8 protein-coding genes are annotated in these 13,497 nt (G+C 53.6%); 1 reads left to right on the top strand and 7 read right to left on the bottom strand.

The features are described 5' to 3' along the window. Positions 1 to 138 precede the first annotated feature (138 nt). The 7 genes from CVU71_15200 to CVU71_15230 all read right to left on the bottom strand — a co-directional run bounded on the left by CVU71_15200 (position 139) and on the right by CVU71_15230 (position 9,275). A complete protein-coding gene (locus CVU71_15200) occupies positions 139 to 1,854 on the bottom strand; it encodes a hypothetical protein (GenBank protein ID PKN17772.1) in 1,716 nt (571 codons plus the stop codon). 2 nt (positions 1,855 to 1,856) lie between these two features. After that, positions 1,857 to 2,273 (bottom strand): acyl-CoA thioesterase, encoded by a 417-nt coding sequence (locus CVU71_15205; GenBank protein PKN17773.1) that lies wholly within the window; start codon positions 2,271 to 2,273, stop codon positions 1,857 to 1,859. Continuing rightward, positions 2,270 to 3,955, bottom strand: a complete 1,686-nt coding sequence (locus CVU71_15210; protein ID PKN17774.1) for a histidine ammonia-lyase — start codon at positions 3,953 to 3,955, stop codon at positions 2,270 to 2,272. The genes CVU71_15205 and CVU71_15210 overlap by 4 nt, the downstream gene beginning before the upstream one ends. Then, the gene (locus CVU71_15215) at positions 3,849 to 5,084 is read right to left on the bottom strand and encodes a radical SAM protein (protein ID PKN17775.1); all 1,236 of its coding nucleotides are present in this window, start codon (positions 5,082 to 5,084) and stop codon (positions 3,849 to 3,851) included. Before CVU71_15215 ends, CVU71_15210 begins: the two co-directional genes overlap by 107 nt. Before the next feature lie 143 nt (positions 5,085 to 5,227). Then, positions 5,228 to 6,769: a hypothetical protein gene (locus tag CVU71_15220; GenBank protein ID PKN17776.1), complete on the bottom strand. Its 1,542-nt coding sequence runs from the start codon at positions 6,767 to 6,769 to the stop codon at positions 5,228 to 5,230. 12 nt (positions 6,770 to 6,781) lie between these two features. After that, positions 6,782 to 8,053, bottom strand: coding sequence for a hypothetical protein (locus CVU71_15225; GenBank protein PKN17777.1), 1,272 nt, complete (start codon positions 8,051 to 8,053; stop codon positions 6,782 to 6,784). Continuing rightward, entirely contained in the window at positions 8,025 to 9,275 is a 1,251-nt protein-coding gene (locus CVU71_15230; protein PKN17778.1) for a beta-ketoacyl-[acyl-carrier-protein] synthase II, read from the bottom strand. Before CVU71_15230 ends, CVU71_15225 begins: the two co-directional genes overlap by 29 nt. A gap of 183 nt (positions 9,276 to 9,458) precedes the next feature. Here CVU71_15230 and CVU71_15235 point away from each other — a divergent pair, with 183 nt between their 5' ends. Beyond that, positions 9,459 to 13,472 (top strand): hypothetical protein, encoded by a 4,014-nt coding sequence (locus tag CVU71_15235; GenBank protein ID PKN17779.1) that lies wholly within the window; start codon positions 9,459 to 9,461, stop codon positions 13,470 to 13,472. Positions 13,473 to 13,497 lie beyond the last annotated feature (25 nt).

Below are 13,497 nucleotides of genomic sequence, written 5' to 3' on the forward strand. Positions count from 1 at the left end.
TCTAAATTCAGCGGCTTCGTAAAATGTTCCAGCTGCAAGGCGCGCGAGTAATGGGGAGTGAGGCGTATATTCACGCGTGACCTTCAGGTTATACGCCGCAGCGACTCATGCGCAGCGCAACGCCGCAGATGGACATTTTTACGGAGTCGCCAACGGCAAGAAAGCGACTCCCCACGTCCCCGGCCCCATATGCGCCCCCGAGGTTAAAGAAAGAGGCTGCAAAATGATCTCCGCCTGCGGATAAAGTTTCCGAACCACTTCCTGAAACCGGGCCACCTCCCCGGCATTGTCCGAATATTCCAGCATGATCAGCGCATGCGATTCGCGGGTCAGCGACGCCGCCAGTTTTGCGAGCGCCATCTTGATCTGGTCTTTACGGTTTCTCACCACGCCGACTTTTCTGGCGCCTTCCGGCTGAGGGGAAATCACCGGCTTCATTTTCAACATATCGCCAAAGAAAGCGCCCGTCTTGGAAAGCCTGCCGCCCTGGGCGAGATACTGGAGTTTTTCCAGGAAAACATATTCTTCACAGGTTTCCACCGCTTTTTTCACAAAGGCCAGCGTTTTTTCCATATCGCCGGTTTGCGTCAGATATTTCTGTGTCGCGAGAACTATGGCGCCCAGCCTGCCTGACGCAGCCCCCGTATCAATCACCTGAAGTCTGTTTTCCGGATCATGATCCTTCTTCCAATCGAGGGCCACGCTATAGTTGCCTGTAAAGACAGACCCGACACAGAGATAAAGAACCTTTTCAAACCGCGCCGTCGCCGCGGCGTAATGCTCGTGCCTTTCAAATACGGAAGCCTGCGACGTGGAAACCCTTGTTCCCGCAAGCATCGTGCGGTAGAGTTCGTCGGGATGAAAGCAGGTCTCGGGCAGCGACTTTTCGCCGACATTGAGATAACTGTTTAAAAGCGTAAAGCCATACTGCTTCGCATCGTCACGGGTCAGCGACCCAGCGGCGTCCGTCATGATATGCAGCCCGGACTCGGCGGGTGCATTCAAAAACCGCGTGATTTGCGCGGATAGATTATCATCCTCCCAGTTCATCACAGAGCCGAATGCGCTCATTTGAGCTTTGATCTTTTCCTTATCGTCCGTATGCAGGTGGATCTTGTAGAGATCGCCTTCGTGAATGATGACGGCGCTGTCCTGGCCGCCTGCAAGTTTAACCAGCTCGGCGGTCGACGTATCAGCCTTTACCACAAAGTCAACACAGTAACCGGATTCCGAGATCTCATGAAACGTGGATGAAATTTTCAGGCGGCCCCGGAAGATATCCGTCACCGGACGAAAATGATCGGCATGGCCCCAAAGCGTCTGGAAAAAACCTTCGAAAAAAATATACATACCCAGGGCGCCCGCGTCCACGACGCCTGCCTCTTTTAATTTCGGCAATATGTTCCCGGTTTCGTGCACGGCCTGCGCCAAATGCGACATAATCCGATCCGCACAGGCTGGATCGGAGGCAAAATCCTGCCGGCCGAGGATGTCTTCGAGCGCGTTAAAGACGGAGAGCATGGTGCCGAGCCTCGGATCACCGACGGCCTTCCAGGCTCTGGCATTTCCCTCCTGCACCGCCGTCTTCAGCTGAGGAACCCCCTCCATGGCGTAAAAAGCCGAAAAGAACTGTGACGCGATGTTGCCGGAATTGCCCCGCGCGGCCATCAGCAGTTGGCGGACGACTTTATCTTTTTCGCCGCCTGCAAAACGAAGCGGCGACAGGCTGATGGAGAGATTCCGGCCCGTATCGCCGTCGGCCACGGGATACACATTAATCGCGTCGAGCAAATCCGCCCATGCCATGACGCGCTCCACGCCGGCTACAAATGATTTTTGAAGAAGATCATCCATGGTTAATATCCCAGGAGATTGCGAATGTCCCGGGGAATGGAAAACAGGGTTTCCATTTCCGGCGTTTTCACCGCAACCTGTTCCGTGCGTCCGCGGGCGCAGACACTGCCGTCCTGAGTCTTGCGGATTTCAAAATCCACAACCAGTTTGATATTGGCGTCAACCAGCGTTGCTTTACAGATCACGCAGTCGCGGTGCTTGAGCGGGAAAATATGCTTGGTTGCCGTCCGGATGATCGGAAAAATGATTTTCTCCCGTTCATAATAGGAGTAGAGATCGACGCCGTAGTGCAAAAAAAGCTCCGCGCGGGCCAGCTCAAAATAGTTTAGATAATTGCCGTGCCAGACGATCTGCATGGGATCAAGATCAAAAAACGGCACGCTGATTTTCACTTCGAAACTTTTTTTATCGGCGCTCATGACTTTCCCCTGAAAAAATCAGTGTAACGAATAACCAGGCACATTCTTTCAATATCTTCATCAAGCGGCCGGTCTTCCGTCACCGGGTCGCTTACCCGCCGGATATTTTGCAGCGTTTTGGCAAGAAGCGGCCGGACCTGGACGTTTTGCCGGATATCGCACGCCTGCGCCGCCGCCAGCAGATGAATGGAAACCACCCGCTCCGTCAGCGTGCAGACCCTTTCGGCATCCCGGGCCGCAATCGTGCCCATACTGACCTTATCCTGATTATGGGACTCGGTCGAACGCGAAAAAGACGCGGCGGGCATCGTGGCCTTCAGCGCTTCGGCGGTCAGCGCCGATGACGAAATCGACATGGCCTTGAAACCATGATGCAGCCCCTGCCCGTTGCCGTTTTGGAAAACCAGATCGCCCGGCAGTCCCCGGTTGAGATTCGGATTGACCAGCAGCATGATCTGACGGTCGCACATATCCGCCGCCGAAGCCAGCGCGGCCTTGAGTCCGTCCATGGCAAAAGCGATATGGCCGCCGTAAAAGTTGCCGCCCATCAGCACCTCTCCCGTGGCGGGATCAAATATCGGATTATCGTTGGACGAGTTGGCTTCGATCTCCACCCATTTTTTTATCCAGGTCAGCGCATCAGCCAGCACACCCAGCACCTGCGGGGCGCAGCGCAGCGAGTAAGGGTCCTGCAGGGTTTCCAGCGCGTCGTCTTCCAACCGGCGCGCGGACACGCGGGCAGTAAGCAATTGGGATATTTTCCCGGCGACATGGGTTTGGCCGGGAAACGGCTTGGCACCGGAAATCACCGGATGATAATGATGGGCGTTGCCTTTCATCGCATGAACACTGAGCGCTGTGGCAACAATTGCGGCATCCAGAATTCTTTCGGCTCTCCCCACGTCCATGACGGCGATCCCCGTCATGGTTGTTGTGCCGTTCACCATCGACAGCGGTTCTTTCGGCAGATACCGGTAAGGTTTCAATCCGGCTTTTTTCAGAGCCTTGGCGGCAGGCATGATGTCATCCCGATAGAACACATCGCGTTCACCCATGAGCGCCGCCCCGATATAGGACATGGGCGTCAGATCGCCGGACGCGCCGACGGACCCTTCACAAGGCACCACGGGCGTAATACCCTCGTTTAAAAAATCCGCCATTTGTTTGAGCAAGCCGATCGACACGCCGGAGTAGCCGCGCGAAAGACAGATGATGCGGGTCAGCATGGCGGCGCGTGTTTCGGGAATGCCTATCGGATCACCGGTGCCGCAGCCATGAAAGCGGAAAATATTGAAGCCGTTTTTCATGGCGGTTTTCATGTTGATCCGGTTGCCGCAGGATTTGCCATAACCCGTGTTGACACCGTAAACCGCAACGCCTTTCTGCATCGCGTCCATCAATGCTTTTTGCGTCTTCCCCATCCGCTTCACAAAAGCCGCAGCAGTGCTGATCACCACGGGCACGCCGTCTTCGGCCACCGCCAGAATATCTTCAAAACTGACATGACCGCCGTCGATGACCACGGCGGCCTTGTTGCCAATTTTCTTCATCGGTTCAAATTCTCCTTTCACCCAATCATCTCTGCGGACGGACACGCTGTCGATAGGTCCCGTCCTGCTTTTCCTTTTCGACCACTCTTTTGAGCATTTTAAACATTTTGTAGGTCTGCGGCTCTTCTTCATAAAACGTGTCCCAGGCGTAATAATACATTTGCTGAAGCGCCTCAGGCGTCATCAGCTTCGGCTGAAACACCACTTTGCCGCAGGTGTAACGGTTCCAGTCGTATGAAGCAATTCTGCCTTCGCGATGCAGATCGTCAAAGGTCCGGGTGTGCGGAAAAGGCGTCAGCACCGTAAACTCCGCCATATCCAGTTCGATTTCCAGCAGAAAATCCACCAGTCGCTTGATATAATCCTCCGTATGATAATCCAGCCCCAGCAAAATACTGCCTTCCACGCCGATGCCGTAATCGTGATAGCGTTTGACGCGCTCGCGGATAAAATCGGATGAATCAAAAATCGCCTGATACACAAACCAGGCGCCAGCCTGAGCCGCCAGATCCAGGACTTTATCGTCGTTTTCAATCGGATGGCAGCACCATTTCTTTTTCAGCGGAATCATTTCCTTGAACAGGCCCATCTCCCAGTCTTTATCCTGCGCCAGGGAATTATCGACAATGAACAGGCGGTTGTTATTAATGCCGGCCATTTCTTCGACAACTTTGTCGTAAGGCCGCGGACGAAAACTCCGGCCGCCTAAAAAGTTGACGCAGCACGGATAACAATTAAAGCGGCAGCCGCGGGAGGCGTGCACCAGATCGACCATTTGCACGCCCTTGTAGTTATACATCCCGCGGTTCAAAATACCGCGCCGGGCCGTTCCGACGCTTTCAATCGGCTGAAAATTCTGCATATAATTATAAACCTTTTGCAGCCGGCCCGCCTCGAAATCGGCAAAGACCTGTTCCATCCAGCCTTCCGCCTCTCCCAGAAAAACAGCATCCGCATGCTGTTCACTTTCCTCGGCGTGCAGCATCGTGGCGATCCCGCCGCAGATAACCTTCACACCGCGGGCGCGAAACGCGTCGGCGATTTCCCAGCCCCGTTTGACCTGTGCGGTCAGCATCATCGAGATGCCGACAAAATCGACGGCTGCGTCAAAATCAACCGGTTCAACGTTTTCATCGATAAATTTTACATCCACATCCTCAGGGAGGCAGGCCGCCATCACGACCGGTCCGTGCGGCGGCAGGGTGAAGCTCGTCTGGCGATCGAGTTTTTCCCATTTCGGATAAATTAACAGAAAATGCATAGGTCCTCTTTGTTTTCAGTCTATTCCCGGGTAACGGCCCGGGCAATGATCCGTTTCAGATTTCATTCGACCCGGCTGAAAGACGCGTGATCCGGGTGACGCGCCGGCCATTGAGACGTCAGCGAAAACGGCACTGACCGGTTTCACAATCCATTCGGCTGTTCTGATATATTTTCAGCGCGTTTTTTTAAAATTCTTTTCAGAACCTTTCCGCTCTGATTGCGCGGAAACTCTTCGACAAAAAATACCCGTTTGGGAATCTTGTAATGGGCGATTTTTCCGGAAAGCGCGCTTAAGACATCCTTCTCCGACAGCCGGCTGTCTTTTTCCGGAATGACAAACGCGCCGACCACTTCGCCCCGTTTGGGATCGGGCATTCCCACCACCGCGGCTTCCTTGATCCCGGGCAGCGACTGGAGCGCCCGCTCCACTTCCACCGGATAAATATTTTCACCGGAGGAAATAATCATTTCCACTTTTCGCCCCACAATATAGACAAAACCGTCTTCATCGCGGCGGCCCATATCGCCCGTGCAAAACCAGCCGTCCCTGAAAACGGCCCCGGTTGCCGCTTCTTTATTCCAGTAACCGGGAAACACGTTCGGTCCCTGAACAAGAATTTCACCCGGGTCCGCCGTGTGGATATCGCGGCCCTGATCATCGACAATGCGCAGATTCACATGAAACACTTCCTTGCCGACCGACCCCGCCTTGCGGATCGAATCATCCAGATCCAGTGACGTGAGCCGTCCGGTTTCCGTGAGCGCGTAGCCCTGCACAAACCCCACGCCTTTTTCATCCTGATATTTCCGAATAACCGGCAGGGGAATCGGCGCGCCGCCCGAAATAAAAAAATGCACGTGCGACAAATCCGCGTCGTTCCATTCCGGCGCATCCGCGATCATTTGATACATCACCGGCACGGCGAACATGTAATTGATTTTTCCACGGCAGATGGTCTGGAGCGTTTCAGACGCGTTGTAAAAGCTGCTGATCACGATGCTGCCGCCCGCGTAAATAATCGGCGTTACGGACGCCGCCAGGGCGCCGATATGAAACAGGGGCGCAACGACCAGCGATTTATAAGACCGGTCAACGCCGTAACCCAACAGCGAATGAATCGCACCGAATAAAATATTCTGATGGGTTAAAACCGCGCCTTTGGGATCACCCGTGGTGCCGGAGGTGTACATGATAAAAAGCGGATCGGGCAAATCGACGTCTGTGATTTCCGGCGGCTCAGATGTTGCAAAACCTTCGACATAAGACGAAAAATCCGGATCGCCTTCTCCCCCCTGCCCCTTCAGGCAATACGTTTTTTGAACACCGCCTGCCGCTTTGATTTCGGAAACTTTCTCTTTGAATTCAGATGAATAGATGAGAACTTCCGGCGCGCTGTCGCGGATGATATATAACAGTTCCGGCACCGCCAGGCGGAAATTCAGGGGGACCATGATTAAACCGGTCTTGGCGCAGGCAAAAAATATCTCCAGAAATTCGCTGGAATTCGACATTAAAAGCGCGACGCGCATCCCCTTGGCCAGACCCATCCGTCCCAGCGCATGGGCTGTCTTATTCACCCGCTCATTGAATTGCCGGTTGTTGTAAGCCTTGTTCGGCTCCGTCAGAAACGGTTTATCCGGCGCAATCATCGCGCGTTTGCTGATCCATTCCCCGATATTCAAAATGGTTCCTCTTTAACTTTCACAATCACTCAAAACCAGATACGCGTAAGTTCCGCCGAAGGATATACCGGCCAGAACCGCGTGTTTTATATCCATTTCTATTTTCCGGCCTCTCACCAGGGGCAGCGGCGCCAGCGGCAGATTTAATCCGACTGTCTGCGGCAAACATCTTTTTTCCACAGATAAGGCCAGAGCGCAAGCCCGAATACCGCCTCCGGAAAAACTCTCGCCGATGGCGCCCTTGATGGACGTCAGATGCGGCATGCAGCCGCACGTCCTGAACATTTCCTCATAGGCCGAAGCTTCCACCTGATCCAGTACCCTGCTCCCATTGGCCGCGGCCATCACCGCCGTTATCTCCGCAAGCTTAAGGCCCGCGTTCTTTAATGCCTTTGTAAATGTCCGTTTGATGCCTTCCGTGTGCTGCGGCCAGGCGGTGGGGCCGGCAGGTGAGGATCCCAGACCGGCGCCGGTTATTTCGCAGTAAATTTTCGCGCCCCGCCGTCTGGCGCGCGCCAGAGACTCCAGACACAGGATGCCGCATCCTTCCCCGGCCACATAACCGTTTCTCTCCTGATCAAAAGGACGGGCGCCTTCGGGTCCGCCGTCCGAAGGCGACAGGCCGCGAAATTTCGTCAGCGCCTCATAATAAAATCCGGACAGGATGTCTACGCCGCCGGCCAGAATCACATCCGCTACGCCGCGCCTTATTTCCGAGACGGCATAGGCCATGGCGGTTTCAGCAGAAACGGCAAAATGCGTAACCGTGGTATTGACGCCGCGGAATCCGAGTTCAATCGACGCATGTCCCGCCGGTGCGTTCATGACCGTGTTGGGCACCAGGATCGGATTGACCGAAGACGGCCCCTCGCCAATCAGCGTATCGGCAAATATGGCGGTGACATCCGTCGCCCCGAACGCCGTACCCAGAATCATCCCGATCCGGTCGCGATTTCCGGAGTTTACTAAAATGCCCGCATCTTCAAGCGCGAGGCGGGCCGAAGCGGTCGTCATAAGCGACGTCTTGTCCATCCGCCGCAGATTTTTTACGGAGATAAAATCACGGGGCGTGAAGCCGCGCACTTCCGCGCCCAGATGCGACGTCACTGCACCGGTATCAAACCCCTGCACCGTATCAATGGCGCAATCGCCGGCGAAAAGCCTTCGGGAAAATTCATCTTTGCCCACGCCCAGCGGCGTAACTGCCCCCAGACCGGTCACAACAATGCGCCGGCTGTCCGATGGATCGTAAGGGTTATCCATGAACCGCACCCCGCCCTTCATATTTGCCGAAAATAATCGTGGTATTGTTCCCGCCGAAAGCAAAAGAATTGGAAAGAACGGCGCGCAGGCAGGCCTTTCGCGACCCCTCCGTCACGTAATCCAGATCGCATTCGGGATCGGCCGTACCCCGATGGATGGTCGGCGGAATAAACCCGTGGGCCAGTGAAAGCAGGCTGACGATCCCTTCCAGAGCGCCCGCCGCACCCAGGGTATGGGCATGCATGGATTTGGTCGAACTCACGGGAATGGAATACGCCCGCTTACCGAATACCTCTTTTATGGCCCGGGTCTCCGTCACATCATTAACCGGTGTGGCCGTCCCATGGGCGTTGATGTAATCAATATCGGAGGGGGTAAGCCCGCTGTCTTGAAGCGCGGCCTGCATGGAACGCACGGCGCCCGACGCGTTTTCATCAGGCGAGGTCATGTGAAATGAATCACACGTCACACCGTAGCCCAGAATTTCACCATAAATCTTTGCGCCCCGGGCCAACGCGGCCTCCAGGGGTTCCATGACCAGAATGGCCGCCGCCTCACCCAGAGAAAGACCCGCCCGGTTTTTGTCAAAAGGCCGGCAGAAATCCTCATCGACGGATTTCAGCGCATTAAATGCGGCATAGGTGAGCCGGCACATCGGTTCCACACCGCCCGCCAGCATCACGGAGGCCTGACCGTTAACCATCAAATCCCGGGCATAACCCAGCGCAGTGGCGCCCGCGGAACAGGCGGTCATAAATGTGGCCTTGGGGCCCCCGAGTTCCAGATTGGAGGCAATCCGGTCGGCCGACGATGCACAAAAGATGGCGGACAGGCGGGAGAACCTCGACTTCGCCAAACCTTTCTTCAACAGCTCCGCATAGAAGCTTTCCGCTTCCAGAAGCCCGCCCGAACCGCCGCCAATGGCCACACCCATATCTTCTTTGAGTGATGCAGAAAGCGGGTAAAGACCGGCGTCGGTCAGCGCTTCAATCGCTGCGGCAAAGGAAAGCTGATCGGCCCGTGACATTCTTTTGGTGTCAAATCCACCCGGGATACATTGACGGGGATTAAAATTTCTGATCTGGCCGCCCCGATGGGTGCGGAATTCACTCGTATCAAACAGGTCCATCTCAGAAATACCGCAGACGCCCTGCTTAAGCGCGGCGGCAAATTGCGCGACATTGCCGCCAATGGCGTTTATCGTTCCCATGCCCGTAATAACAATACGCTTTTTTTTATCCATATGACTTTTCAGACCTGTCGTGCCTCGTTTTGCTTCCGGTTGTTCGAAACCTAAAATGGGCGGTCCGAAAAGTCAAATAAATATTAATTTTAAATATTAATTTGACTTGGCCGTCCATCCTTTCTATACTTTCGGAACCGGGAATATCAAGAATACCGAATCATCAATATTTTATGAGGATTTATGCTGTCTTACAAAAAACAGGTTATCTTTCTGGTCATCAGTGTTCTTATCTTCTTGGCCTTGTGCTTCTCCATTTACAACGAAGTTAAAAAGCAAACCATCCGGGAATTGAACAGCCGCCAGATGGTTTACGCCGAACTGGCGGCCAACGGCATTGAGGAATCGTTTAATCAACACTTCAAGATCTTGAATTACCTGGCTCATGAAGACCACATTATCGGTCTGAACGGCCATGGTCTTACGCTGATCAAATCATTTAAGAAAATGTCGGGCGATGAAATCCTGGGCATCACACGCCTCAATGCTCAAGGCCGGATTATCTATTCTTATCCCGATGACATTAACAGTAGTGTGGGAACCGACCTGTCCAAACAGGACCACATCCGGGAAATTTTACAAACGAAACAGCCGGTGGTCAGCGACGTTTTTACGGCCGTTCAGGGCTTTAAAGCCATTGCCATTCATGTGCCGGTTTATCGCGGCAGTACCTTTGACGGCACGCTGGCGTTTCTCATCTCATTTGACACCCTGGCAAAGAAATATCTGAAAGACATTAATGTTGAAAATGCCGGCTATGCCTGGATGATCAGCGCCAGAGGAATGGAAATTTACTGCCCCGTCCCAGGCCATACCGGAAATTCCGTCATGGACAACTGCAAGGACTTTCCTGACATCATCGCCATGGCCGGGAAGATGATGAAAGGTGAAAAAGGTTTCACAACCTATACGTTTGAAAAACCAGGTACAGGCAACGTCACCAAAACTCAGAAACATGCCGTTTACATGCCGGTTAAAACAGGCAATACTTTCTGGTCCATTGTTGTCGCCACGCCCGAAGATACTGTTTTGGCCCCCATGCAAAACTTCCGGAATCAGCTCATCATTATCGTTCTGATTCTCCTGATCGTTTTTACTGCCATCGCTTACACCATAGCCCGGGTGCAAAGCGCCGCCGTCGAGCAGCAGAAAAGGCGTCAGATCGAAGATGACCTGATCAAATCCGCGCAGGAAATCAACGATCTATATCACAACGCCCCCTGCGGCTATCACTCCATTGATGCGAACGGCAACATTGTCCGCATCAACGACACGGAACTGGACTGGCTGGGCTATTCACGGGAAGAACTGATCGGCAAGCCTTACAAACAATTTTTATCGGATGCCAGCCGGGATCAATTCTCAACGGCTCTTACCCGGTTAAAAGAACAAGGCCACGTGCGCGATGTGGAATATGACATGATGCGCAAAGACGGATCAACCTTTCCCGTCCTCATTACGGCTTCGGCAATCCAGGACGCGGAAGGCAACTTCATCATGAGCCGCTCGATGGCTGTGGACATCGCACTCCGCCGGCATCATGAAGCACTGCTTTGCGAAAGCGAAGAGCTTTACAGGACCGCCGTAGAGAACACCAGTGACGGAATCTCGATCGCCGATATTCAGACAGGCAAATATTTATATGCCAACCAGCGGTTGATGAATACTCTGGGCAGGCCTGATGAAAGCATCATCGGCAAACCGATAGACGGTTATATTCACCCGGACGACCGCGGCTTGAGCAGAAAATGTTTTAAGGCCAGAAAAAAAGGCGACCCGAATGCCGCGCATTATGAAGTGCGCGCGTTCAGACCGGACGGGGCCACGATCATGCTCAGCGTCACGGCAACCGAGATCATTTATCAGGGGAAACCGGCCGTCATCAGTTTTGTTACCGACATCACGCAGCAAAAACAAACGGAAACGGCCCTGCGGGAAAGCGAAGAACTTTACAGAACCGCCATCGAAAACACCAGCGACGGCGTTTCCATCCTGCAGGACGGTAAATACATTTACGTCAATCAGAAGTTTCTGGATACGCTGGGTGTGACCCGTGACGCCATTATCAACCAACCGCTCGGGATCCTGGCGGGCCCCGAAGCCCGGGAAGGATTGAAGGAATTCTTAGACAGACACTCCCGGGATACGTCGCTGCACGACACGTATGTTACGCGCGTCCTGAAACCCGACGGAACTTCCATCTATCTGCAATCATCGTCCGTCGATATCATCTACCAGGGGAAACCGTCCATTCTCAACTTTATTCAGGATATCACGGAGCGGAAAAACGCGGAACAGGCGCTGCGCGAAAGCGAGGAACTTTACCGGACCGCCATGGAAAAAACCAATGACGGCATATCCATTGTTCAGGACGGGAAATACGTTTATGTCAATCAAAAATTATTGAAAACGATCGGCCGGAAAGAGGCGGAAATTATCAACCAGCCCCTGGGAATATATATGCGTCCCGACGATTTCGAAAGGGTGAACCATTATTTCATCGCCAGGATTCAGGGCGAAGATGCGCCGTCAAGCTACGATGTCCGGGTCATAAAACCTGATGATTCCTGTGTCACGCTGAATGTCAAGGCCGTCAGAATCACGTATCAGGGGAAACCGGCCACCATTTCGTTCGTCACGGACGTCACGGAACAAAAAAGGGCCGAAGAAGCCCTGCGGCGAAGCGAAGAGCGATATCGGACGATCATTGAAAGCATTGAAGACGACTATTTTGAAACGGATCTGGACGGCCATATCACTTTTTTCAACAAACCGGTGAGTTGTGTGGGGGTCAGCCGGGAAGAGTTTATGGGCTCAAAGCATACAAAATTCATGAAGCCGGAAATGGCGGAAAGAATCTATAAAACCTTCAGGCAGGTCTATTTCAGCGGGATGCCCGTGCGGATGGTGAATTATGAGTTTGTCCGCACAGACGGCGGCATCAGCCATCAGGAAATGTCGGTATCCCTGATCCGCAACGAGGCCGGCGAGCCGACCGGCTTCCGCGGCATCTCCCGGAATGTGTCGGAACGCTTCAAGATGGAAGAAGAGCGCAACAAACTGACCGAACAGCTTTATCAGGCCCGGAAGATGGAAGCCATCGGCACACTGGCCGGAGGCATCGCCCATGACTTCAACAACCTGCTGATGGGCATCCAGGGTTACGCATCCCTGATGCTGCTGGAGGTGGATGCAAAACATCCTTATTACGAACAACTCAAGTCGATGCAGTCCCTTGTGCAAAGCGGCGCCGGTCTGACCAAGCAGTTACTGGGTTTTGCCCGGGTCGGCCGTTATGAAGTCGCCACCACCGATCTCAATGATTTGATCAGTAAGTCCATCAACATTTTCGGCAGAACCAAAAAGGAAATCAGCATTTTTGAAAAATACGAGGAATCCATCCGAACGGTCGAAGTTGACCGGGGCCAGATTGAACAAGTCCTCTTGAACATCTTCGTCAATGCCTGGCAGGCCATGCCGGGCGGCGGCTCGCTTTATCTGGAAACCCAAAACGCAGTCCTGGACAAAGCCGCGGCGGATCAGCATGGTTTAAAATCCGGGCATTACGTCAAAGTGTCGATTACCGACACCGGCGTGGGCATGGATGAAAAAACACGGCAGCGGATATTTGATCCTTTTTTCACCACAAAGGAAATGGGGCGGGGCACCGGCCTGGGACTGGCTTCCGCTTACGGCATTATCAAAGGTCATGAAGGCATCATCACGGTTTACAGCGAAAAAGGGCATGGAACAACTTTCAATATTTACCTGCCGGTCTCGTTCAAAGAAATCGCCTCCGAAGCGCCGGTGGAGTCCGAATTGATCGGCGGACGGGAAACGATTCTGCTCATTGATGATGAAGAAGTGATCACCGAAGTAACAAGCCGGCTTCTGAACGAACTGGGCTATGCCATCATCACGGCCGGCAGCGGCGAAGAAGCCATCAAGATTTATGCGCAGAAGCATGCGGATATTGATCTGGTCATCATCGATATGATCATGCCGGGAATGAGCGGCAGCGATACCTTCGACCGGATCAAAGCCATCAATCCATCCGTGAGGGCAATGCTGTCGAGCGGTTACAGCCTGAACGGCAAGGCAAAGGTCATTATGGACAAAGGGGTGCGCGTTTTCCTCCAGAAACCTTACCGGCTTAATGATCTGGGCAGGAAAATACGGGAAGCATTGTCAGACTGAGCGCTTCCCGCTCAGTCTGACAGCT

The sequence above is a fragment of the Deltaproteobacteria bacterium HGW-Deltaproteobacteria-6 genome (genome assembly GCA_002840435.1).
Taxonomy (GTDB): Bacteria; Desulfobacterota; Syntrophia; order Syntrophales; family Smithellaceae; genus UBA8904.

What these genes read in the sequence shown, in the direction of transcription:
- CVU71_15215 (PKN17775.1), bottom strand. Translation starts at nt 5,084, where the DNA reads ATGCATTTTCTGTTAATTTATCCGAAATGGGAAAAACTCGATCGCCAG.
- CVU71_15225 (PKN17777.1), bottom strand. Translation starts at nt 8,053, where the DNA reads ATGAAGGGCGGGGTGCGGTTCATGGATAACCCTTACGATCCATCGGAC.
- CVU71_15235 (PKN17779.1), top strand. Translation starts at nt 9,459, where the DNA reads ATGCTGTCTTACAAAAAACAGGTTATCTTTCTGGTCATCAGTGTTCTT.
- CVU71_15200 (PKN17772.1), bottom strand. Translation starts at nt 1,854, where the DNA reads ATGGATGATCTTCTTCAAAAATCATTTGTAGCCGGCGTGGAGCGCGTC.
- CVU71_15210 (PKN17774.1), bottom strand. Translation starts at nt 3,955, where the DNA reads ATGAAGAAGAGCCGCAGACCTACAAAATGTTTAAAATGCTCAAAAGAG.
- CVU71_15205 (PKN17773.1), bottom strand. Translation starts at nt 2,273, where the DNA reads ATGAGCGCCGATAAAAAAAGTTTCGAAGTGAAAATCAGCGTGCCGTTT.
- CVU71_15230 (PKN17778.1), bottom strand. Translation starts at nt 9,275, where the DNA reads ATGGATAAAAAAAAGCGTATTGTTATTACGGGCATGGGAACGATAAAC.